The 24,066-nt window shown below is 48.6% G+C and carries 17 protein-coding genes; 1 reads left to right on the top strand and 16 read right to left on the bottom strand.

Features of this window, described 5'->3' with window-relative positions:
- The 9 genes from FND36_05100 to FND36_05060 form a co-directional block, all read right to left on the bottom strand.
- Complete coding sequence (locus FND36_05100; protein ID QDW73476.1) at positions 1–1,467, bottom strand: two-component sensor histidine kinase; 1,467 nt, start codon at positions 1,465–1,467, stop codon at positions 1–3.
- Entirely contained in the window at positions 1,424–2,113 is a 690-nt protein-coding gene (locus FND36_05095) for a response regulator transcription factor (protein ID QDW73475.1), read from the bottom strand. Before FND36_05095 ends, FND36_05100 begins: the two co-directional genes overlap by 44 nt.
- Before the next feature lie 14 nt (positions 2,114–2,127).
- Complete coding sequence (locus FND36_05090; protein QDW73474.1) at positions 2,128–2,715, bottom strand: hypothetical protein; 588 nt, start codon at positions 2,713–2,715, stop codon at positions 2,128–2,130.
- Positions 2,716–2,781: 66 nt separating this feature from the next.
- On the bottom strand, positions 2,782–3,213 hold the full coding sequence (locus tag FND36_05085) for a DMT family transporter (GenBank protein QDW73473.1): 432 nt from the start codon (positions 3,211–3,213) through the stop codon (positions 2,782–2,784).
- A gap of 64 nt (positions 3,214–3,277) precedes the next feature.
- Entirely contained in the window at positions 3,278–4,453 is a 1,176-nt protein-coding gene (locus FND36_05080; protein QDW75540.1) for an aspartate aminotransferase family protein, read from the bottom strand.
- Positions 4,454–4,457: 4 nt separating this feature from the next.
- A complete protein-coding gene (argB, locus tag FND36_05075; protein QDW73472.1) occupies positions 4,458–5,357 on the bottom strand; it encodes an acetylglutamate kinase in 900 nt (299 codons plus the stop codon).
- A gap of 58 nt (positions 5,358–5,415) precedes the next feature.
- Entirely contained in the window at positions 5,416–6,639 is a 1,224-nt protein-coding gene (gene argJ, locus FND36_05070) for a bifunctional glutamate N-acetyltransferase/amino-acid acetyltransferase ArgJ (protein ID QDW73471.1), read from the bottom strand.
- Between the two features lie 59 nt (positions 6,640–6,698).
- Positions 6,699–7,142 (bottom strand): GNAT family N-acetyltransferase, encoded by a 444-nt coding sequence (locus FND36_05065; GenBank protein QDW75539.1) that lies wholly within the window; start codon positions 7,140–7,142, stop codon positions 6,699–6,701.
- A gap of 47 nt (positions 7,143–7,189) precedes the next feature.
- On the bottom strand, positions 7,190–8,230 hold the full coding sequence (locus tag FND36_05060) for an N-acetyl-gamma-glutamyl-phosphate reductase (protein QDW73470.1): 1,041 nt from the start codon (positions 8,228–8,230) through the stop codon (positions 7,190–7,192).
- A gap of 365 nt (positions 8,231–8,595) precedes the next feature.
- On the opposite strand from FND36_05060, the gene FND36_05055 reads away from it, so the two are divergent.
- Positions 8,596–9,021, top strand: coding sequence for an Hsp20/alpha crystallin family protein (locus tag FND36_05055; protein ID QDW73469.1), 426 nt, complete (start codon positions 8,596–8,598; stop codon positions 9,019–9,021).
- An 87-nt stretch (positions 9,022–9,108) separates the two neighbouring features.
- On the opposite strand, the gene FND36_05050 is transcribed toward FND36_05055, so the two are convergent.
- The 7 genes from FND36_05050 to FND36_05020 form a co-directional block, all read right to left on the bottom strand.
- Positions 9,109–9,933, bottom strand: a complete 825-nt coding sequence (locus tag FND36_05050) for a PHP domain-containing protein (GenBank protein ID QDW73468.1) — start codon at positions 9,931–9,933, stop codon at positions 9,109–9,111.
- A 26-nt stretch (positions 9,934–9,959) separates the two neighbouring features.
- On the bottom strand, positions 9,960–10,673 hold the full coding sequence (locus tag FND36_05045) for a TMEM198/TM7SF3 family protein (protein QDW73467.1): 714 nt from the start codon (positions 10,671–10,673) through the stop codon (positions 9,960–9,962).
- Between the two features lie 699 nt (positions 10,674–11,372).
- Positions 11,373–11,771, bottom strand: coding sequence for a hypothetical protein (locus FND36_05040; GenBank protein QDW73466.1), 399 nt, complete (start codon positions 11,769–11,771; stop codon positions 11,373–11,375).
- Positions 11,772–11,907: 136 nt separating this feature from the next.
- On the bottom strand, positions 11,908–12,759 hold the full coding sequence (locus FND36_05035) for a hypothetical protein (protein QDW73465.1): 852 nt from the start codon (positions 12,757–12,759) through the stop codon (positions 11,908–11,910).
- Positions 12,760–12,813: 54 nt separating this feature from the next.
- Positions 12,814–13,428 (bottom strand): cytidylate kinase-like family protein, encoded by a 615-nt coding sequence (locus FND36_05030; protein QDW73464.1) that lies wholly within the window; start codon positions 13,426–13,428, stop codon positions 12,814–12,816.
- Positions 13,429–13,512: 84 nt separating this feature from the next.
- Positions 13,513–14,025 (bottom strand): transcription repressor NadR, encoded by a 513-nt coding sequence (locus FND36_05025; GenBank protein ID QDW73463.1) that lies wholly within the window; start codon positions 14,023–14,025, stop codon positions 13,513–13,515.
- Positions 14,026–14,235: 210 nt separating this feature from the next.
- Entirely contained in the window at positions 14,236–23,904 is a 9,669-nt protein-coding gene (locus tag FND36_05020) for a Cna B-type domain-containing protein (GenBank protein QDW73462.1), read from the bottom strand.
- Positions 23,905–24,066 lie beyond the last annotated feature (162 nt).

Below are 24,066 nucleotides of genomic sequence, written 5' to 3'. Positions count from 1 at the left end.
CTACGCCACATAGGTCAACGGAATCCGTATGGTAAAAGTCGTGCCTTCTCCCGGCTGGCTGAATACTTTGATCGCTCCTCTGTGCATCACGACAGCGCTTCTGGCAATAGAAAGTCCCAGACCGGTTCCTCCGATCTCTCTGGAACGGGACTTGTCCACCCGGTAAAAACGTTCGAAAATATGCTCTACATCCGGTTTTGAAATACCAATACCGGAATCCGCCACTTCCAGATAGAAGAACTTATGGTCCGCATTCAAAGACACGTGGACCCACCCAGATTCTTTGTTATATTTAATGGCGTTTTCCACCAGATTAGAGATTGCCAGAGAAAGCTTCACTTCATCCACTTCCGCCGTAACGGGCCGGAAGCTTTCAAAGATTACCTCTACATTCTGGCTGGCCGCGATAGGACGGAGCCTTTTTAGGATCTTCTCTACCAATTCATTGATATTCTCCGACTGGATATTCATCACATTGGCGGTTTTGTCCAGTTTCACCAGAGACAGCAGGTCATTGATGATCTTATTTTCCCGTTCGATCTCTTCCGACAGATCTCCCATAAACTCCTTATAGAGTTCTACCGGGGCATCCTCCTGGATCAGCAGAGAATCCGCCAGCACCTTCATAGATGTCAAGGGCGTCTTCAATTCATGGGATACATTGGACACAAATTCCTGTCTGGAATCATTGAGGACTTTCATCCGCCCCAACATTTTGTTAAACGCTTCTGAGATCAGCTTTGTCTCTGTATACGCGTTCTCATGGAGATACTGGTCTTCATATCCTTCTGTCACCGCCTCGATGGACCGGGTGATCCTTTTAAACGGCCGAACCATCAAAAAGCCTGCTCCTACCGCAAGCAGCACTGCCACCAATGCCGTAACCGCCCAGACCGCCCATGTCTGTCCCTCCAGAACTGCCAGCTGATCCGCGATCACATCGGTAGAAACGCTTATCAGCATAACTCCTGTCACTCCTTCGGAAGATCCGTCCAGAATCGGAGATGTAATCTCGATATATTTGTTCCCGGCATCATATTGGCTGGTTCCCTGTCCCTGGAAACAGCGGATCACATCCTCTGATATGATGGTCTTTCCCTCGTCCATATCATAGGTATCTTCCACGATCTGATAATCACCGTTGATGATCATGACCCGTCCATTATAAATATTCGTCATCTGGGTAAGTTCTGTCTGGATGACCTCCGACGCGACCCCGCTTGAATAATCCACATTGCTCAGCCGGTCGCAGAGAATAGTACACTGATTCTGTATCTCAGCAGTCCGCATTTGGACCGCATAGTCTTCATAACCGCTTAAGATCACTGCCCGCATGATCAGGCCAGGCACCATGCCCGCCAGAATGATCAGGACAATGATCCGAAAGCGGAGACTCTTTAATCTGCCGATTTTGATATATTTCTTAACCCCTGAAATAATAACCCACTCCCCACTTGGTATATACATATTTCGGATCACTTGGATTGGCCTCGATCTTCTCCCGGAGTCTCCGGATATGTACATCTACCGTTCTTGCGTCGCCGGGATACTCATATCCCCACACAATATTCAAAAGATTCTCCCTGCTGTATACCTTGCCCGGATTCGTCGCCAGGAGTTCCAAAAGGTCAAATTCTTTCGCCGTCAGGTTGATCTCCCGCTCCCCAATGATCACTCTCCTGCTTTCACAGTCGATCTTCATATCGCCTTTTATCACGACCTTGCGGCTGTCTTTCTCTTCATGCCGTTTTCCGGTACGGCGCATGATCGCTTTAATACGGGCTTTGACTTCAAGAATATTAAAAGGTTTTGTTATGTAATCATCCGCTCCGTACTCCAGTCCCAAGATCTTATCCATGTCGTCCCCCTTGGCCGTCAGCATAACGATCGGCACATCAGAGAATTCCCGGATCTGCTGGCATACCTCAAATCCGTCATGCTTAGGAAGCATCACATCCAGGAGCAGAATATCATAATCATTTTCTCTTGCCAGCTTCAGCGCCTCTTCTCCGTCATAGGCGCAGTCCACCTCCATGCCGTCCTGCTCAAGGCTGTAACGGATTCCTTTTACGATCAGTTTTTCATCATCCACGACCAATACCTTTTTGCTCATACTTGTCTCCCCTGTCAAATCTTGATTTGATCTTCTATCTTGCCGAATATCCCGTCTTTGATCCCATCGATCTCTTTCAGTTCTTCTACGGACTGAAAGCCCCCTTTTTCTTCTCTGTATTCCAGGATTGCTTCCGCTCTTGCCTCTCCGATCCCGGAAAGAGTCATAAGTTCTTCCTTATCGGCGGTATTTAGATTCACCTTCCCGTCGTCCGCCGCGGGACTCTGCCCCGGCTGTCCCGAAGAATTCTCCGCCTCTTGCGCGGAGGGCACATAGATCTGCTGTCCGTCCGCAAGTTTCTGCGCCTGATTTACCTGCTGGGACGCCGCTTCTTCCGTCATTCCTCCCGCAGCATCCAATGCCTGGTAGACGCGGCTTTCTGACGGCAGTTCATAAACTCCGGGACTTTTGACCTGCCCGCAGACATGGACATAAATCTTCTCTTCCTCCTGCTTCTTGGCGCTTTCCGATCCCGTCTCGTCTTCCTGGGTCTGTGCTTCCTCCAGAGGAATCTCCTCTTTCTTTTCATCCCGACAGCCTGCCGCTGTCACAAGTACCATCCACACTGCCAACAGATAAATTTTTCTCCATTTTCTACGCATAACCTTTCTCCTTTACAGTTTGTCAGACTGTAAATACCCCTCTTATGCCTAGATAGGCTTATTGTACTATTTCCATTGGAAAATTGCAACTCCAATCAACGCGATTCCCATGCCGATCACCTTCCGCCATTCCAGCGGTTCTTTATCCACGCCAAACAAGCCTAAGAGCTCGATCAGATAGGCCACGATCAGCTGTGCGATCACGATCAAAAGGGCGGATTTAGCAGGCCCAAGCTGTTCCATACTTTTTACTACCGTCCACGTGATCCCGGCCCCGATCACACCTCCCAGCAAAACATATTTGGGTTCCACCTTCCAAAGTGTCCCGATATTGTCTCTTCCCGCAAAAAGCCAAGCCGCGAAGCAGGCCGCGAACGCGCTCAACTGAACCCAGCCGTTGCTGACCCACAGTCCCGTCGTCTTTGTCACCTGGGTGTTAAAAACGCCCTGGACACTCATCAACGCCCCAGACAAAAGAGCAATAAAAAAACCAATCATCGGTATTCCTCCTCTCTGCTTCCAGATAGTATATCCGATGACTGGTTTTTTATGTCTGATTTGTCTATAATACTTTTCTTAATTTTTCCGCCAGCTCATCTACATGTTCTTTCTCGATGACCAGTGGGGGAACCAGACGGACCACATCGCTTCTGGCGCTGATCACCAGCAGTCCTTCTTTCAGCGCGGCCTGGCAGATCTCTCCGGCCGGCCGGCTGACCTTCAGTCCCTGGATCAGTCCCCTGCCCCGTCTTTCCAGCGCTCCCTCGCAGGACTGTACCAGTTCTTCCAATTTTTCTTCCAGATACGCGCCCACTTCCTGTACATGCCGTACGATCTGCTCTTTCTCAAAAATCTCTATGGTTTTCTCCACGGCAGTGCAGACCAGCGGATTTCCTCCGTATGTGGTTCCGTGATCGCCTGGTTCCAGGGAGTCCTTGGCCACTTTCTCCGTCATGGCAAATGCTCCTACCGGCACTCCGCTTCCGATGGCTTTGGCCATCGCCATGATATCCGGCCTGGTTCCATAGGACTGCCATGCGAACATGGTTCCAGTCCGTCCCATGCCGCACTGGATCTCGTCACAGATCATCAATATGCCTTCCTGGTCGCACAGCTTCCGGATCCCTTCCATAAACTCCTGGCTGGCCGTGTTGATGCCTCCTTCTCCCTGGAGGGGTTCCAGGATAATGGCGCAGGTCTTATCCGTCACCAGAGATTTCACACTGTCCAGGTCATTAAACCGGGCAAATTTCACTCCTGGGATCAAAGGTTCAAAAGGCGTCCGGTAGGCCTCATGCTCTGTCACCGATAAGGCTCCCATACTCCTTCCGTGGAAAGAATTTTCCATAGCGATAAATTCATACCTTCCGTCCCCCTGTTTCCAGGCGTATTTTCTGGCGGCTTTCAGCGCCCCCTCAATAGCCTCGGTCCCGCTGTTGGTAAAAAAGACCCGATCCATCTCTGTCACCCGCTTCAATGCCTCTGCCGCTTTTCCGCAGGCGGTATTGTAATACAGATTGGAAGAATGGATCAGCTTATCAATTTGGGATTTCAAAGCGTTATTCAATTCCTGGTTCCCGTATCCCAGGCCTGATACCGCGATCCCCGCCGCGAAATCCAGATATTTATTTCCATCCGTATCGTAAAGATATACGCCCTCGCCCCGATCCAGGACTACTGGGAAGCGGTTATACGTATGCACCAGACTGTTATTGGTATCTTCCATATATTGATTCATTGTCTTACTCTCCATAATAATACTGCTGTTCGCCTTCATTTAAAATTGCTGTTCCGATTCCTTTATTGGTAAATATCTCCAGAAGGAGACAGTGAGGGATCCGCCCGTCCAGGATATGGACTCTGGAAACTCCATGCTCAATGGCATCGATGCAGTTGTTCAGCTTAGGAAGCATTCCTCCGCCGATCACGCCCTCGCCCATCAGCTTTCTGGCCTCTGAAACCCGCAGTTCCGAGATCAAGGTATCCGGATCTTCTGGATCTCGGTACACACCCTCAATATCGGTCAGGAAGGCAAGCTTTTCCGCCCGCATTGCTTTGGCGATCGCGCAGGCCGCATCATCCGCGTTGATGTTATACGTGTTGTAATCGTCATCCAATCCTACCGGGCACACGATCGGAAGAAAGTCTTTCTCGATCAGATCGTATAATACCTGGGCGTTTACTTTCTTGATCTCTCCTACAAAGCCGATGTCTTCTCCGCCGGTGTATTTCTTATTGACAGAAAAGAGTCTTCCGTCTTTGCCGCTGATCCCAATCGCCCGTACCCCCAGGCTCTCTACCAGCTGCACCAGACTTTTGTTCACCCGGCCCAGCACCATCTCCGCAAGCTCCATGGTCGCCTCGTCCGTCACTCTCAGGCCGTTTTTGAATTCCGGCTCCATCCCTACTTTACCAACCCAGCGGCTGATCTCTTTTCCGCCTCCGTGGACAATGATAGGCTTAAAGCCTACCAGCTTCAGAAGCGTTACATCCTTGATGACCTGTTCTTTTAGTCTCTCATCCACCATAGCGCTTCCGCCGTATTTCACCACGATAACTCTGCGGTTGAACCGCTGGATATAAGGCAGGGCCTCGATCAGGACTTCCGCCTTCTCCAGATATTTTTCCATATCTTTGTTCATGTGATCCACTCCCTTCTGTCCCTTATTGTTCGATTCTATACTCCTTTATCTTGCTTTCTTAGCTTCTGTAGTCCGCATTGATCTCAATATATCCATGGGTCAGATCACAGCCCCAGGCTGTAGCGGTTTCCGATCCCATCTTCACGTCCGCGATCGCCGTTACTTCCGGCTGGGACAGGATTTCCGTCGCTTTTTTCTCACTGTAGTCTACTGCCGTCCCGTCCGCAATGATCTGGATCTTTCCTGCTTTGCTCTCAAAAAACAGATCCACCTTCTCCGGATCAAACTGCGCTCCGGAATAGCCCATGGCGCACAGGATCCTCCCCCAGTTGGCATCATGGCCCGCGATTGCTGTCTTGGTAAGGTTGGAGCATACAATAGATTTTGCCAGCAGTTTTGCCTGTTCCACGCTCTGACAGCCTACCGCCTTTACTTCAAACAGGGCGGTCGCCCCTTCTCCGTCGCCCGCGATCTTCTTGGCCAGGTACTCATTCACTGTGTGGAGGGCCTCCACGAATTTCTGATATGCTTCGCTTCCGCAGACGATCTCTTCATTCTCCGCCAGCCCGTTTGCCAGCAGAAGGACGGTATCATTGGTAGAGGTATCTCCATCTACGGAGATCATATTATAAGTATCCTGGATATCTTCACTTAATGCTTTCTGCAGTGTTTCTTTGGAAATGACCGCATCCGTGGTCAAAAACGCCAGCATGGTACACATGTTAGGGTGGATCATGCCGGATCCCTTCGCCATTCCGCCCAGGGTTACCGTTTTCCCTCCCACTTCGATCTCCACCGCCAGCTCTTTCTCACTGGTGTCCGTCGTCATGATGGCTTTTGCCGCCGCCGTGCCATTTTCCAGAGAATCATTCTTCTCTCCCGCCATCACCTGGATCCCAGCTTTCACTTTCTCAATGGGAAGCTGCATACCGATCACACCTGTGGAACCGATAGTCACACTTTCTGCCGGGATTCCCAGCATCTCTGCCGCCGCCTGGGCCGTCTCCTGACAGTATCCCATCCCTTCTTCTCCCGTACATGCGTTGGCAATGCCTGAATTCACAATCACAGCCTGTACGGGAGCCCCGCTGTCGATCACCTGGCGGTCCCATTTTACCGGTGCTGCTTTTACCACGTTGGTGGTAAATGTTCCCGCTGCTTTGCAGGGAACTTTACTGTAGATCATCGCCATATCTGTCCGGTCCTGGTATTTGATCCCCGCCGCCGTACTTGCCGCCTCATATCCTTTTGCCGCTGTCACGCCACCTTTTATCTGTTTCATACTTTTCCTTCCTTTCTGCACATCCGCCTTTTTCCAAGTTCTTCTTTTTCAGCCGATTTCTATTGGATAAAGGCTGTGATATTTTCTTCATTCAACGTAAAATCATAATAGTTCAGATCCTGCCGTTTTGTCCAGCCAATTTCCTTCCAAAAGGCGTTTCCGATATCATTTTTCGTAAACGCGATCAAAGAAACCTTATTTATCTTTTCCTCCTTCAGCGCCTCCATAGCCGCCACTACCATAGCTTTGCCGATGCCGCGCATACGATACGCCTCGTCAACACAGACATGGTACAGACACCCCCGTCTTCCGTCATGACCGCAGAGGATCGCTCCCACCACATCTCCATCTATCACAGCCACCACGCTGGTGGTCGGATTCCGCTTCAGAAAACGCTGGATCCCTTCTCTGGAGTCGTCTACGCTGCGCAGGCCGAATCCGCGAATCCGATGCCAGAGCGCGTATACTTGATCGTAATCGTCAATGGTCATCACCCGGATCACCGTCTTGCTGTCTTCCATTTCTGAAAACCTCCTCTATCCTCATCCGGTTATGGGAACATGGGTACCAGTTCCAGTCCTTCCGTTTCCGGGAGACCAAATATCAGGTTCATATTCTGGACTGCCTGGCCGGCCGCGCCTTTTACCAGATTGTCAATCGCTCCCATCAAAATGATCCGGTTCGTCCTCGGATCGATCTGGAATCCAATATCCAAATAATTGCTTCCTTCCACCCATTTTGTCTCTGGGAACACTCCCTGATCCAGAACCCGGACAAATTTCTCTTCTTTATAGTACTTGTCATAAACCGCCTTGACCTCTTCCCAAGACACATCCTTTGTCAGCGCCGCGTATTCTGTCGCCAGGATTCCCCGGTTCATCGGTACCAGGTGGGGAGTGAAGCTGATCCTCACTTTCCGGCCGGCCGCATAGCCCAGTTGCTCCTCGATCTCCGGAGTGTGCCGGTGGGAGGCTACCCCGTAGGCTTTCATATTTTCATTGACCTCACAGAATAAGTTTTGTACCTTGGCTCCCCGTCCCGCTCCTGAAGTCCCTGACTTTGCGTCCACGATCAAAGTATCCATATCGATCAATCCCTCTTTCGCCAACGGATAAGCCGTCAGAATAGAACAGGTAGTATAACAGCCCGGATTGGCGATCAGACGTGCCTTTGGGATCTGCTCGCGGTTCACCTCGCATAGGCCATAGACCGCTTCCTGGATAAACTGCGGACTCTTATGCTGGATTCCGTACCATTTCTCATAGATATCCACATCTTTGATCCTAAAATCCGCGCTCAGATCGATCACCTTAACCTTAGAAAGAATTTCCTCCGTCAGTACAGAAGCCAGAAATCCCTGGGGTGTGGCTGTAAAGATCACATCCACCTGATCCGCCAGCCCGCCTATATTGTCATCCATACATTGGGTGTCTACAATCTCAAACATATTTCTGTATACATTTGCATATTTTTCATCTATGTAACTTCTAGAGCCAAACCAGACAATCTCCACCTCTTTATGCCCCATAAGGATGCGGACCAGCTCAGCGCCCGCATATCCAGTAGCTCCGATAATACCTGCTTTGATCATTTTCCTACTTCCTTTCCAGTTTGGGACGGGGGAAAATTGAAAATCCCCCGGCCCAAATTAAAATTGCCCTGTCCCTAATTGAAAGAACTTGCATAATTATACATCTTATCCGTATATTATGCAAGTGTTTTTAAAAAACTACCTCCCACTGGTTTTTCTGTCTGGATTGTATGAAAGAAAGATTCTAGCACAAAACCCTAATAAGAAAACCAGAAATCATTTTTCAATTAGCGAATGCCGCAAAATGCTCAGAAATTTTTAAAATTTAGCACTCACCTATTGACACTGCTAATAATTTGTGTTATATAATAAATATAACAAATGAAACAATAATTCAATCACATATATTCAAGGAGGAATGTGTTATGTTACTTGCAAACAGATCTTTCAACAATTTATTTGACGACATGTTTAACGATCCTTTCTTCACTCGTTCTTATGACCGTGGTTCTTCTCAGATCATGAAAACAGATATCCACGAGAAAGATAATAACTATGTCATTGAAATGGAACTTCCCGGATACGCAAAGGAAGAGATAAAAGCGGATTTGAAAGATGGATATCTTACCATTACCGCGCACAAAAATGAAACGAAAGAAGAAAAGGATGCCAGGGGCAAATGTATCCACAAAGAGCGGTACACCGGCACTTGCAACAGAAGTTTTTATGTGGGCGAGGATATCACTCAGGAAGATATCAAAGCCGCATTTAAAGATGGAGTCCTCCGTCTTCAGCTTCCAAAGGAAGTAGAAAAGCAGGCGGATCAGCCACAACTCATTACCATTGAGTAAACTTATTTAGGCGCGTTAAAAGGGCATTTCTCTTGGAAATGCCCTTTTATCTTGTCATTTTTCATCTCAATAATCTGCTTCCAGCGATCACTGGCGATTCTGCCAATATTGCAGCTCAATAGGGTCTATGGGATCTACCGGGTTCTCGATCTCTCCTTTCTTCTTCCGCTTACGACGTTTCAGCAGTTCCCCGCCTTTGTTGTAAATCCAAAAGGAATAGACCAGAAGTTTATTAGCCTTTCCCATCTTATCTTTCGTTGTCTTATTATAAAGACTTCCGCCTGCTTCTGTCGGTTTCTTCTGCCGGATCAGCGAGATCAATTCTGTCTCACAGGTTACATATTCCGGAAGGATGGTATATCCCATTCCTACACAATCCGGCCTGTGGGCATCACTGCCGCCAATGCCCGGCTTTTTATACTTATATGCCAGCTTCAGCGCTCCTTCGTTGGATTCCTCCGGCTCGCAGGCGTTAAACACTTCTATAAAATCAAATCTCTTAATAATCTCCGGCGACTTATAAAACTTTTTTGTATTCGTAAAACTAAGATACTTTTCCCCGCAGGGATGAGCCGGGCCCAGAATCCCTCCATGCCGATGTACAAAATCGATCAATACCGCAACCGGAAGCCCTCTCAGCTCCAGGAGGCGCATCTTTACCCCTTCCGGCATGATACAAATAATATGTCCCGCGTCACAGGTATCATATTCGATGCCCTTAAGCACGACAAAGTCTTCATGGACTTTTCCCTTCATCTGGTATTTCCAATGACGGTAACCTTTGTAAGTATCGTGGTCTGTAACCAACATCCCATCAAAACCGTTTTCCTTCAGCTTTGTTATATATTCATCCAAACCCACTTTACTGTCAATGGAGCCTTCCTTCACATGACAATGCATATCCAGCTTCAAAGTCAAGCCTCCTTCACTCTTTGATCTTATTCTTCTTCCGAATCGTCCAGAATCATCCTGGCCTTTTCCACCTCCGACTCTACAGAATCCTTTTCTTTCACCTGTTCCGAATAAATCTTTTCCTTTTTCCCTACCTTCCGGGAATGCAGCATAAACTGTACAGCCATCCCTGCCGCCAGCAATACGCCGCCAATGGCGTATCCGATCCACGCGGACTCAAATCCGGCCGCCGTACCAATGGAGGTTCCTGCCGTAATCCCGCCAGAAATCGCTGTGCATATAATGACCATAGGTTCCACAAAAATAACCGCAACGACTGAAATTACCAAAGCTGCTGCCAGAACAATGATCAGCTGGAGCGTTTCCCGCAGATCGATAAACTGGATTCCAATTCCAACAGCAATACAAAACACAAGGCAGAACACCCCAAATCGATACAGGAAGAAGGAAAGTGCCGCCAAAAGAGCCGCGCAGGCAAATACAATGATCGCAAACGTAATCCCTGAGATATCCATAGCCCTGGAAACCGCAACTCCTATCAAAGCTCCGATACACAATCCTACCAAAGCCACCTGGATCTTGACCAGCTTCAATCCAAAGAAACAAATCAAAAGCCCTACCACTGTCATCGCGATCAGCGCTTCTAAACTGGGCTGACCGCCTATCTGTTCCGCAATCTGTCTCGCGTTTCCAGAAGCATTCGTTACCACATTGCTTCCGCTGCTTAATACTTGTTCCATATCTTTTGTCTCCTTTACCCCTTACTGAATTATTTTCTTTTCCTATTCTCCTCTGCAATTATAGCATCTTTCCCTCATTCTGTTAAGTTCTAAAAATATTGTTTCCTATTTTCCCCACAGTAAACAGTAAGGATGGGCATCAAATATATAATATAAATGATACCCATCCTCACCTTGATTCTTCAATCATTTTTTACCTCTTCCTTTTGGTAATTTTTCCCCGGTTTTCAACCGGCTGCATAGTTTAATTTTTTGGTGGTCCATACCTTCCTTTCTTAAACTATTTCTGAACACCGTCCGTAGTCCTTTGCTTCTTTCAGAGACCAGTTCCTGTCTTCCGCCAATACCGCTATTCCTTCACCGAAATCTTCCTTTTTGATCCACTTATCTTGAACCTGATTATAAAGATCCCGCTTTCTGAATAGAAAATATTGCTTTTCGATCAAGTCCGCTCTTTTTAAAGTTTTATTTTACAGATGGTTTTCAAATGAACAACAACCACACCTTCAACAAATGTTTTATCTGTTTTTTAATGTGCTTTGTTGTTTATATCGTAATACTATCACTCATTTTTAAATTTGTCAATATTTTTTTAAATTATTTTTTAATTTTCAGACTCATCATCCACCGCAACAAAAAAGGCGCGTCCTTTTGAAAATCCAACTTCTCTAGGAAACACGCCCTTTTCTCTTTTGTCTGTTAGAACGCAACCGCTCCAGTATCGATGCCGTTGATCACATAATAAACGGCTCCTTCTTCCGGTTTTATGTAGAGATCGATGGTCTTGATCTCGCCTACTTTCCTGCCGGACTTTGTCCACGCCTTCTTTACACTGGCGATCATGTCCTTTTCCTCTACTTGCTTTCCATAATACTCTACGATTGCCTTTACTTTTATGTCCTTCTTCGCAGACGTCCTTTTTGCTGCCGTCTTCTTCGCTGTTGTTGTCTTTGCCGCTTTCTCTGTAGTAGAAGTCTTAGCCGGTTCAGCTTTCGCTGCCTTTTGCTGGGTTTCTGTCTTGATTGTTTCTGTCTTTGCTGAGGATGTATTGACAGTGCCGGCTTTCTTTGCTTCTGATGTTGCTTTTTTTGTTGCCATGATATTTCCTCCTCAATCCTCTAAAGCTATCTGCTTTAGCTGTGAACTATTATAGCACCTTTCGGTCAAAATGCAACTTTCCGCCTTAAATTCCATGATTTTGCCCGGAAACCGGCTGTTTTTCTTCATAATTTCGTCAAAAATTCAACAATTCCAAAATCATTCCCGCAGCGGCGCCTGTCAGCAGCAAAAGAAGAAGAATTTTTAGATTTTCCTTCCTATTTTCGTTCATCTTAAACAAAACAACAAGACCGATTCCTGCCCCCGTGCATAATCCCGCCATTGCGGAGGCAAATGAAATCGCTCCGCTTAAGTAAAGCTGCGTCAGCATCACTGACGCCGCACAGTTAGGAATCAGCCCGATCACCGCCGCGATCAGAGGCTGGATCGGAGTATCCCCCAGCAGAAACGCTGAAAGCTGACGAATACCGAAGAAATCAATGCACAGATTTAAAATAACAGTAAACAGAAAAAGGTATACAAAAATCCGTACCGTATGATTCAGCGCCGGCCGCAAAAGCCCCGCTCCCTCTTCATGGCAGCCGCAGTGATGGCAGATCTCCCTCGTCTCCTTTGGTTTCTCGATATACCGTTTTAAAAGGATATCTGTCAGATACCCCGCCGCCATCCCGATGATCACTTTTCCTGCCAGCAGGGGCAAAACCGTTCCCGCGCTTTCCGGATTTCCCATCAGGATCAGGACTGCTTCGTCAGAAGTCGCGGCAAATACAGCAATCAGCGTCCCGGCTGAAATGACTCCTCCCGCGTATAGATTTGCCGCCAGGACCGAAAAACCGCACTGGGGGATACATCCCGCCAGTGCGCCCGCCACCGGGCCTGCCTTCCCCACTTTTGCCAGAACCTTGGCAATCTTCCGTGATCCATGATGCTCCAGCGCCTCAATCAGCAGAAACGCCGCAAATAAAAATGGGAGCATCCGCAGGCAGTCCTCTCCCGCATGTAAAAAAGCTTCTCTCAGTAAGTCCATCCGTTTTTGTCCTCTTTCTATCCCTTCTTCTGTCAAATCATTTTTCAAAAGCCGCTAAGCCAGGTACATCCGCTCCAAAAGATCTACAGTCCCTTCCATTCCAAGTCTGCTCACATTCAGAAGTACCTGATGCGCTTCTATACTGCCCCACTCCATTCCCGTGTGAGACTCGTAGTAGTACCTGCGCTCCCGGTCTATCTTCTTGATCTTTTCCGCCGCTTTTTTCTCTGATAAATCATAGCGCTTGGCAATCCTTTTGATCCGGTCTTCTTTCCCGGCGCAGATAAAGACATTGATCAGTCCCGGCCAGTCCCTCAAAACATAATCGCCGCAGCGCCCTACAATGACGCAGGGGCCTCTCCGCGCCAATTTTCGGATGATTTCCGACTGTAATCCATAGACTTGTTCATTCAAAGGCTGGGTATATTCAGCCGCCGTATTTCCAGACCGCTCGATGGGCGCAAGAACATACCCCTCCAGGAAGCTGTTCAAAGTAGTCTCATCCACGGCCTGCGCCGTCTCCTCCCTGATATCCAGTTTCTCCGCCACCATTCTGACAAGATTGTTGTCATAGAGCGGGATATCCAGTCTCGTAGCCAGAGAATTTCCGATCTCATGTCCTCCGCTTCCAAATTGTCTCCCAATAGTAATGATCTTATGCTCAGCCATGTGGATCCCTCCTTTACTGGCCGCAATGCTCGTTCTGGGTTTTCCTGCTTCTATTATACCGCCTTTTCGCGGAAAATGAAATCTCTATTCATTTTCTGCAAGAAACCCTTTTTCCCGCAGCATGTTCTCGATCATATCCAGCGTTCTCTCCTGGTCAGCCCGGACTTCGTGGTCATGGTATCCAGATGTGATATTCTTCAAAGGACTGGATTTGCCGCTTTGGAGTTCTTCTAAGAATTCCCGGACCCTTCTTCTGGAGTCCACCCCCAAATGGGCTTCCAGCTTCCCATACACTTTGTGATGTACCACTACATTTTCCACACAGCCGCCCAGATCTACGATGGCGCACAGTTCTTCTTCCAGCTGCTCGTCTGTATGGCATACTTTGAAGACTCTCCTGGCCTTCTTTTCCTCCTGCAGAAGATATCCTCTATTGGTAGATAAGATTTCATGTCCGGCCGCTCGGATCAAGGCGATATCCTGAACGATCACTTGTCTGCTGACCCCATAGAGATCCGCCAGGGCTCTCGCCGCCAGCGGCCGGCCGCTTTGCCCGATCCTGGCAAGGATATCCTCCCGCCTTTCCTCTCCCGTCATAGCTTCTTTCACCTCCGCGATTTTCTGGTCGTCTCCGTTCCCGGTATTGTTCTATTATAACTACAGAATTTCTTGTTTACAAGGGCAACTCTTGAAATGGGAATTCCTCTTGACAATTCGTGCCAGGCATCCACACCAATGGCGAAAGGGCCATGACGCTTATATGCGTCCGGCCCTTTCGCGCTCTTTTTTATACTCATTCCTCAGGATTTACCGGTTTCCCTTTTTCTTTCGTTTCTTTCCTGTCACTGTTACCGCGAACACAGTTCCAGAGATCAGCATAAGCCCTGCATACCCAGCCAGATTTGCCCCGTCTCCTGTCTTCGCCAGACTTCCCCCAGCCAGATCTTCTCTGGTATTCTCAATGATAAATCCTTCTTGAGTTCCGCCGCTGTAGGACACTTTATATCCATCCGGCACTTGTGTTTCTTTGACCTCATATTGGATCCTTCTTCCCGTCTCATCGTATTCTTCCAGTTCCGGGAACGTACGGCTCCACCCATTCTCTCTGGATAGTTCTGCCCGTTCCACTTCCTGACCGTCCGCATAGAGCGCCACTTCAATGGAAGATGGACGGATTCCCCGCATATTATTTTGATCGGTCCAGAGTTTCTCTACTGAAATATCAATGGTGTCTTTCAAAGTATTGACAAACCGGTTTCCTTCCTGCTGTGTCAGCTCGTATTCTTCCGGAACCTCTTCTGTCACCCAGTAGGTATATGGATTTCCTTCATCATCGGTCACCGGAAGGTTCTCAAAGGTGTAGGTCCAGGTATCGCTGTCTGTATTATCCCAAACTGGCGTGGCTTCTGCCTGCTCTTTCTCTCCGCCTTCGATCTGCCGCCACAAGGTCAGCTTAAGCGTCTCCGGTCTGGTCCCATAAGCGTTCTGCTCATCCCGCCAGATCTTCACCCCCGTCAGGAAGGTCTTGGCAATATTAGAAACAACCGCGCCATTTTTATCTTTACCAATATGGATGATATAATCTGACTCCTCTGCCGGTCTTCCGCCAATGGAAATTTCTCTCACTGTATAGCTGTATCGATTTCCATTCTCATCAAATCTTGGAATGTCCGTAAAGGTTCCCGTCCAGTTCCCCTGGGCCGTCAGCGTCAGCGTCAGCACATTCCCCTGCCCATCGGTTACCGCTTCTTCCTCCTGTCCTTCTATACTGCGGTACAGGGCCACCGTTACATCTTCCTGATCTTCTTCCGGCACTCCGCCCCAGACTTTACGCACAGACAAAGAGGTCAAAAGTACATTTGTCACGGTATAAGACCCTTGATCCGCACTTGCCTCATAGCCGTCTGGAACTGCCGCTTCTCCCACCGTGTAGGTGATCTGTTTTCCAGTACTGTCATATTTATCCAGCCCCGTAAACGTATAGCTCCACCGGTCTTTGCCCGCGTCCGCGTTATCTGCCGTCAAAGTGATCCGTTCCTTTTCCACGCCGTCCGCGTACAGGATCAGTGTCACTTCCGTTGGCCGCTCACCATCCGCGTCGCTTCCGTCCTGCCAGATCTTGGAAACAGGGATATCCACCGTGCCAGTCAAAGTATTGGTGAAATTCGCTCCATCAGCTGTAGTTTCGCTGGTTCCCTTGTAGGTATCTTCTTCAGTCACAGTTTCTGGCGTCACTTCTTCCACCCGATACTGGTACGGATTACCATCGTCATCTGCCGCTGGAAGGTTCCTATAGCGGTAGGTCCAGACATCTGTATCTGTATTGCTCCAGATCAGCTCTGCTCCCTCTTCCGCCAGAGTCTGGGCGCTTACTTCTGCCCAGCTTCCATCCGCGCCGGTCGTACTTCTGTATAGTTTCAGTTCCAGGGTATCCGGCCGGGTGCCATAGGCATTCCCATTGTCCACCCAGGTCTTGGTACCGGTCACTTCCATCCGGCCGATATTGGCGATAGAGGCAGTAAACCCGTCAGCAGCTGAACCGCCATAGGTATAGACGATCCGATATCCGCTGTCCTCAGCGGGTTCATCGCCGATCTTGGTCTCTGCCGCGTAATAGGTATAAGGCTGTCCGTCCGCGTCATACTTAGGCAAGTCCGAAAAAGTTCCTGTCCATTGATTTCCTGCTGTCAATGTCAGGGTCTGGACATCCCCATCCGCATCTTTTACCGGCTCACTGACGCTGTCTCCAATGGTTCCCGTAGTCCGCCACAGTTCCACCGTTACCGCCTGCTGATCGGCGGCGGCGATCTCATACCAGGCCTTGGTCACCGTCAGGGACGTGGACGCCACATTGGTAAATACCCACTCCGTATATTCCTGTCCGCCCTCTTCCTTGGTCTGGGTGTCAGAACTGATCTGGATATATCCATCCGGCGTGTTTTCCACCACCCGGTACTGGGTCCTGCCTCCTTCTGTAAGAGCACTGCCCGGATAGACGCTCGGCACGTCTTCCCAGACCGCCTGCCAGCTTTCATATTCATACCAGGGCGTTGATGAATCTGGATCTGTTGTTCCGTCCAGAGTCACACTGGCCGCCGTCGGGAAGGAGGTCCACTGGCCGTTCTCTGTTAAATATTGCAATTCCAAAGTCACGGAGGTGTTCTCTTTTCCATACCAGTTCTTCACAGCGTAAATCTTGGTAGATTTCAGTGTGTTTACGGCAGTCGTACCGGTTCCATGCTCCAGATCATCCGTATAAGACGCCGTATAAGCATCGTGATAGGTCCCATCCTCCGCCACAATATCTTCATCGGTTACCTCTCCATCGATGTACCGATCCTCGGCAGGCTGCAGCTCTCTGGCACGGTAATAATAGGTTTCTCCATTTTCATTCTGCTGGGGCAGGCCGCTGACTGTAACAGAAGCACTCTCGTCTGCATTGGCTCCCGTCACGTAGACGATTAACGCTTGCCCCACTCCATCTGTCACATTCTTCCAGTTTTTCTCGACTCGCGGCGTAGTTGTACGCTGGATCACAAAGATGGTCTCCCAGTCATCCCCCACGCTTTCAGTATCCGGCCGAGTGCCGTAGATATTGTCACGGTCTCCCTGCCACTCTTTGGTCACCGTAAAACTGGTGCTTCCAATCCGGTTGATATGAGTCTGAGTTCCCGCATTATTACTATCTCCCAATTCATAAGCGGGCGAAAACAGGCTCTCTCCAAATTCATACGTATAGGTCCGGTTATCATCACTGTCTATTACCCCAACGTTGATAGCCTGCGATCCATAGCGGAGCTCACTCTCTACTACCCGGTAAAGCAGATTGGTCCGCGTTGTTTCATCCTTTTTCAAAATACTCCGAGGGAGATCTTGGAATCTTCCGCCCTTGCCCCAGATGGAATCTGTAACCCGTCCCTGTAAGGTTTGGGTAAACTGGTAGGGTGTTTCTCCTGATCCAAAAATCTTTCCATAATCCTCTGAAGTCAAATTCTTCTTGAAATATTCTGAGGCATCTGACCACTTGCCGATGATATTCCCGCTTCCGTCTGTTCCAATGGTCTCCTCCGCCACCTGAAGTTTGAAATCAATCTCGATCTTATTTCCCAAATAATCCTCGGTGATCTCATTTCCATCCGAATCCTGCCATTCCTTGCGGAAAACCGCGGCCGTCTCCATCGAATTGGTCAGCGGATTCATCCAGCTGGTTCCCTCCGTGGTGCCGTCTGGATTTTTCTCAGTTACCTGACCGGCGGCTGTTCCGCTTCCATCCACTGGAGTCACCTGATAAACGCTTCCATCCTCCAGATACTCCCGTACAATGTACTGCCAGGGCCGTCCGTTAGGCGCGTAGCGCTCCAGCTCACCACTTCCCTGGGCTCCCTGGATTTCATAAGTCCAGGTGTCTCCCTCTTCTTTGGTCCAGGTAATTTCATACTCAGTTGCCGGCACTTCCTGCTCCGGAATTTGATTCCCCTGCCCCGGCTGGGAAATGGCCAAGCGGAATACTTTCAGTTCCACATCCTCTGGGCGGGTTTCAAAAGCATTGCTGTAATCCTCCCAGATCTTTTCCCCTTGCAGCGTCACTGCAGCGGGATCCTCCGTCCGCTGATTGATAAAAGTAGCGCAGATTGGTAAATTCTCCTCTGTTGCTCCTTTCCCATCCGCTTGATTCTGCGTCAATTTTATCGCTACTGGAATCCGTTTCTCTCCCTCCTGTAATTCCGGTTCTGAAGGTTTTTCTTTCATCGTTAATGCTAATTCTGCTTCTTTTATGTCGTCAGCCTTTACCCAGGTATTATAGTCGTTCAAGTAGGTCTTTACCTCACAGATATAGTATTGATATTCGGAGCCGTTGGGAGCGTAGATCTCTTGATCCTCAATCGTAAAGGTATGCTGGATCAGGCCGTCAAAATCCTCTCCTTCTTTCTCAACTGCCTCTTTGACCTGGGCTGAAGTCCAAGTAATGGTCTCGGCCACCTCCGGATCAGACTGGATCTTGTTGCCGTCTTCATCCGCGCCTTTCGTATAAGTACGCACCAGCCGGAATAGAACAGCCGGGAAACTTTCCACTGTTCCATTTTCATCTGTCGGCAGATACAGGTATTTCTGATAAGACAAGGCGCCCTTCTTGCCTTCATAGGCATTGGATACCAGATAGGTATTGCTTCCATCCTCTTTTGTGTAGACATCATCAATATCCAGATCTGGATCTGTAATGTCCTCATCCCAGATAATCTTATCCTCTACCAGCCTATAGATATAGAGACTTCCCAGAGCATCATAGCGCGGGAGCTCTGCGGCGCTCTCATTTGCCGGGCCGAAAGAGACTTCTCCGGTTTCTTCCTCTACCTCCATTACGTTCTCACCTTCATAATCAATCTGGAACGTATAAGAGCCGTTTTTATAGACAGATGTCCAGTCAGTAACCGTTAAAACCGCACATTCATCATCTATCAAAACCAAGCCATCATCATTATCATCCTGATCTTGATTCCAAGGATTCACCGCCACATACTGCTCCAGGCGGAAACGGATGTCCGGCATATCCTCTCTTGGATAACCGGAAGGCAGATTCTCCCATAATTTCCGTCCTGTTACCGAAGCCGTACCGGAAAGATTATTGGTAAAGGTTCCTTCCTCCCGCAAGGCATAAGTCTGTTCCGCAAACGGATCCAGCTCCTCATCCGGAATGGCTATTGCATCTCCATCATCCAGCGCTGTTGGATCGGTCAGCTGATTCACAGTCCCGATCTTTTCCAGATTTCCACTCCGTTCAATAGAATAAACCGTATCCGTATAATCGAAATCAGAAGCATTTACCAAGGTATGCTCAACAGCGTAGTAGATAATCTCATACCCATAGGCATCATACTTAGGCAGACCGCTCAGCACAGCATGCCAGTGCCGTTGTTTATCATAAGTCCCATCCTCACTGCTCTCGCCGCTGTCTGAAGCGTCTTCTGAATACTCCCACTTATAATTTGCCCGATAAAGCTCGATTTTCTTTTCTGGGACTCCTCCGTCACCTTTCTCCCTCTTTACCGTGTAGATGTCCAGATAGATATCCGGGCGCAGGCCAGAATCATAGTTGTACATGTCATTCCACTGTTTATGCCAGCGTACCTCTTTGGTCCCGGTCAGTTTATTTGTCACCGTCACCGTCTGCGTATCCACATCGTGCAGATCACTGGTCACAAAGGTCTCCTGATAACCGGAGCTATATTCAGCCACCAATGCGTAAAGGTCTGGATACTTCTGACTCATTTCCTCAAGGGTGACTTCCTGTCCCTCTTCATTCAGCCAGACTTCCTCCACACTGTAACGGACTACGGAACCATTCTGGTCATATTTGGGGAGATTCCAAAAATAGCAGGTAAAGGAATCCTCGCTCAGCTCTATTGGGACAATGGCGCTCCCTTTTTCCCGATCATCGCCTGTTAAACCGCCTTCCTCTTTTACAGGGCGCATGATCGGCACCTGATCGTCCCTGTTTCCTATCGTGACATAATCATTTTCGTAGTCAATCTTATAGCCGCTGCCTTCGCTGTCTACACTATCTGCAAAAGTCAGGCGCAGATTCAGGGATAAGCCGCCATGAGATTCTTCCTTCAACTCCTCCAGCTCAGTCTGGATTTCCTCCCGGCGCTCTCCATCACCATCTACCCATTCTTTCGTGACCGTCAGATCCACATTGCCCAGCCGGCGGTTCGTTACAGAATAAATCGTTTCTCCGGCAATCTCAATAGCCTCATGATAAGTAGCTTCATAACGATGGTGATCGGTCTCGTAGCGAATTTCAGTACAGGTTTCTGCATCTGCGGTATAAAACACAGGACACTCAGGCTCATACTGATCTTCATCCTTTTCCGTCTCTCTCAGGGGGATCTTCTCTCCTCCCACCGTTTCTTCCAGGATATACACATCATCTACTTCATATTGACCAATGCCTGCCTGGGCCTGCCACACATCTCCCTCTAATGTGACCCCACTGATCCGCTCATTCGTTTTCCGGACGTATATCCCGATAGCAACGGTTTCCCGATGCAGGATATCGCTGTCATCGATCCAGTCCTTGCGTACCGTGATCCGATTCCCTTCTCCCGGAGCATTGACCACCTCTGTATAGTAATCTCTGGTCTCTGGATCCCTGGTTGTTGTATAAGTAGGTGTATACTCCGTCCCGCCGCTGTTCTCCAGCAGGATATATTCATATTCCCGGCCGTCCTCATCGTATTCAGGCAGTCCGGTAACTTCTGCCTTCCAGGGCTCCATCTCCTGACAATAAATTTTTTCTGTCTCATTCACTAAAACCTTGTCAGGATCCGCCTTACCATCCAGGGTAAAGGTCGCTACCGGCTTACTATCCTCCGTGAGAGCCTCTCCGCTCAGGATCCGATACAGAGAAAACTGCACAGACTCTCCCGGATCCATATTCTCCCAGATTTTTTCCACCTCATAGTCGATGGTATTAGCGATACTGTTAGTGATCACCGTCTGAGACTGCCCTTCCTCTGTGACCGTCATCTTCTGCTCAGATTGATAGAGGATCTCTCTTCCATCCTGCTCCAGAGTGAATCTTTCGTTTTCCAGAAGATTTTCTCCCCCATTTCCCTGATAAACGCCCGTCTCTATCCACTGGTATTCCAGCTTACGGCCCAGGCTGTCATATTCCGGCATAAAGGCATCTACAGATGTGGTGGCTAATGTTTCCGCGGTAAAGCCTTCCATTACTTCTTTGACTGGTTTTCCATCCTTTTGGGCCTCTATCCAGGACATATCTTCCTCGCCCGCAGGTCTGCACATCAAAGTCAGCTCTACAGAAACATCTTCAAATTCCGCCTGGAAAGCAGATGCCTTCCAAATCTTGACCGCTTCCGCGGAAACAGTTCCCGTGATGCGGTTTGAAAGAGTTCCTCCGTCATAGAGATAAGTGTTCCCGGAAGGCCGATCTTTATAAGCCGTTCCGTCCTCTCCGATATCAGAGACTGTAAAGGTTCCATCTTCATTCTCTGTAACCTTTCCAAATACTTGCGTGTAGCTGTCTGCCGTTCCTCCCTCTGCTGTACTACCGTCCAAGTATTCTCTTACTACATAGATATACTCATACCCCTCCGCATCATATTTGGGAAGATCTGAAAAGGTAATCTTTTGTTCTGTGTTTCCATTTAAGTCCAACGTCAAGATATTATTATCTGTATCACGCACCGCGGCTGCCGTGGTATAGCTGGCGCCCTTCCGGTAACGCCAAAGCTGGAGTTCTCCCGCAGGACGCTGGCTGTCTTCTTCATCCAGCCATTGCTTTTCCGCCTGATACTCCGTTTCTCCCGCCAAGGTCAGATCCAGGGTTCCTCCATCGTGGATGCAGTCCTTTACCGCTCCATAATTTGACGCCGCTGAATTATCATAAGAGATTGCGAAATAATCCCCTTCTTCCAAGATCACACTGCCTGGCACATCCAATCTGCCGTCTTTGTCTTCCTCAGACACTGTCGCGTAAATCAAACTGCCATCTAGATTATATTTCCATAAACCGCTGATGGTCCCCTCCCACAGAGTATCGTTATCCGTTGCTTCAATCTTCTCTACAGCAAAATTGTCCTTGCCGATTGCATCCAGATCATACGTTTCGTTCTTACTTCCATAAGAGAGATTTAACGCAAACTGTTCCATCAGTCGATCTTGGATCTTCTGGGTATCCGCCTCTACCTCTCCGCAGTGCAGATCGATCTTGAAAGAGAAGTCTGTCTCCAGCATATAATACCATCCTTCAGGATCCTCTCTATCTGAAATCGACGGATAATTGTCTTTATTTTCTTCCGTCACCACTGCCAGCGCGTATCCATCCACTTCTTCCGGAACCGCCTTCCACTCCACAGTATAGGAAACCGGCGTCCCATAAATGTCTGTAACCGTGATCTTAGAAGGAAGTCTGCCAGCCGTTACCGCGTATTCATAGTGTGAACCTCCGCGATCCACCACATCCACAATCGGCATACTGGCAAGCCCCAATTCCTTCATATTAGATTCGCTTAAGATACCTGTCCCGACCGCTGTTCCATCCTCTGCCTTTACCGTAAAATGAAGAGCCGCCTCGGGATATCCTCCTGCTTCTGGTCTGATATCTGCCTCATCATTATTATCAGACCAGTAAATCTGACGGGTAATAGCCTGCGCGTAATCCTGGATTGAAACCGTGGCTCCATCAGGAATCTGGAACGCCCCGTCTCTTTCTTCCGCCAGAGTCTTCTCCCTGTCTCTCTTCTGTGTCCCTTCTGTCTTCGCCTCTCCGTCTTCCTCCGTCCGCTCTTCTGCCACTACAGGAAGGCTGACAGTCAATTCTTTCACACTGGTATAGGATTCCCCTGCCAACGAAACAGCCTCTGCTTTCATTACCAATGTAATCTCTGTATCCTGTGCAGGCTGAAAGGTCTCTTCCGCTTCCAGCGCGCCGCCAAAGAGAGTCAGTTCTGTCACCAGATCTGACAATTCTTCCTGACCGTTTGTATTCTCCCTACGCAGTGTCAAGGCCAGTGTACGTACGTCCGCACGTTTTACCTCTGCCACCTCAAGTTCTTCCGGCAATCCTCCGACCACCGGCATTTTTCCCACCAAGATCGTCTTATTCTCTCCTTTTTCCTCTCTGACCTGATACGTTCCTTCCGGGAACTCCATTCCCTCAGGAAGTGTCAAGGCAAAAACAACCTCCTGTTCCTTGGTCAGAATGGTTCCTGTCTCTGCTCGGTTCTGGGAAGACATATTCCAGGAAAAGCACCCATTTGTCCCTTTTTCTCCATCCCATTGAACGAATTCCGACTTTGCCGTCACGGCAGTTTCCCATCCGAAAGAGGCCGCCACTTTCATTGTTCCGCCCTGTTTCTCTACCTCTGCTTCTATCGGATTTCCATTCTTGGTAGCTGTGACTTTGATATCGTCTTTAGTAATCTGGATTTCGAATGGTGCTGTAATGTCATTTTCTGTATGGAAAGTCAGGGTGCTGTCCAGCGCATTCCGGCTGTCATCCAGGGAAAAACTCAATTTGGCATTCCCTTCTCCCTGCTCTTCTTTCACGATCCTCGCATCGGATACATTTTCTAACGCCGCAGCCTCTCTCGCATCCAATGAGATTTCTACCTGGACTTCTGTTCCTTCGGCGAACCCATATTCTAATTCCGCCGTAAGTCTGACTGTCCCGGTCTCTCCCGTCTTTACCTCTTCCGCCTCAGGCGTCCATGCTATCGATATACCAGCCTTTTCCGTCTCGCTGGTATTCTCCTCCATCCCGCCAGCGCTATCCACGTCTTCGGCTGCGCCAGTATCCACAGTAGCCTTTTCTCCCTGCGTTCCGTCCGCATAGACAGAAGATGGAACCAACGTCAGGATTGTCACGAAGACCAGTAGAATACTAAGCACTCGTTTCTTCCATTTCTCTCTCTTGTTCAGGAATACTTTCCCCTGTCTCTTAACATCCTTCATTTATCCTTTATCTCCCCTTTTATATACGTTTCATTGTAAATATTTATTATATATATTTCTGAAAACGAAATCAATACATCTTGTATATTTCACGGTTTTTTCTTGATAAAAACACAGAATCTGGGGATTTATTACCTGTTTTTGCTTAACTGGGGACGTAGT

It is taken from the genome of Lachnospiraceae bacterium KGMB03038 (assembly GCA_007361935.1).
Taxonomy (GTDB): domain Bacteria; phylum Bacillota; class Clostridia; order Lachnospirales; family Lachnospiraceae; genus Massilistercora.
The sequence above is the reverse complement of the archived record's forward strand: the minus strand, read 5'-3'. Positions and strand labels throughout refer to the sequence as shown.

Coding starts and splice junctions, on each gene's coding strand:
- argB (QDW73472.1), bottom strand. CDS start 5,357: ATGAACAAAGATATGGAAAAATATCTGGAGAAGGCGGAAGTCCTGATC.
- FND36_05045 (QDW73467.1), bottom strand. CDS start 10,673: ATGGAACAAGTATTAAGCAGCGGAAGCAATGTGGTAACGAATGCTTCT.
- FND36_05035 (QDW73465.1), bottom strand. CDS start 12,759: ATGGACTTACTGAGAGAAGCTTTTTTACATGCGGGAGAGGACTGCCTG.
- FND36_05095 (QDW73475.1), bottom strand. CDS start 2,113: ATGAGCAAAAAGGTATTGGTCGTGGATGATGAAAAACTGATCGTAAAA.
- FND36_05030 (QDW73464.1), bottom strand. CDS start 13,428: ATGGCTGAGCATAAGATCATTACTATTGGGAGACAATTTGGAAGCGGA.
- FND36_05085 (QDW73473.1), bottom strand. CDS start 3,213: ATGATTGGTTTTTTTATTGCTCTTTTGTCTGGGGCGTTGATGAGTGTC.
- FND36_05060 (QDW73470.1), bottom strand. CDS start 8,230: ATGATCAAAGCAGGTATTATCGGAGCTACTGGATATGCGGGCGCTGAG.
- FND36_05100 (QDW73476.1), bottom strand. CDS start 1,467: ATGTATATACCAAGTGGGGAGTGGGTTATTATTTCAGGGGTTAAGAAA.
- argJ (QDW73471.1), bottom strand. CDS start 6,639: ATGAAACAGATAAAAGGTGGCGTGACAGCGGCAAAAGGATATGAGGCG.
- FND36_05040 (QDW73466.1), bottom strand. CDS start 11,771: ATGGCAACAAAAAAAGCAACATCAGAAGCAAAGAAAGCCGGCACTGTC.
- FND36_05025 (QDW73463.1), bottom strand. CDS start 14,025: ATGACGGGAGAGGAAAGGCGGGAGGATATCCTTGCCAGGATCGGGCAA.
- FND36_05020 (QDW73462.1), bottom strand. CDS start 23,904: ATGAAGGATGTTAAGAGACAGGGGAAAGTATTCCTGAACAAGAGAGAG.
- FND36_05080 (QDW75540.1), bottom strand. CDS start 4,453: ATGAATCAATATATGGAAGATACCAATAACAGTCTGGTGCATACGTAT.
- FND36_05055 (QDW73469.1), top strand. CDS start 8,596: ATGTTACTTGCAAACAGATCTTTCAACAATTTATTTGACGACATGTTT.
- FND36_05090 (QDW73474.1), bottom strand. CDS start 2,715: ATGCGTAGAAAATGGAGAAAAATTTATCTGTTGGCAGTGTGGATGGTA.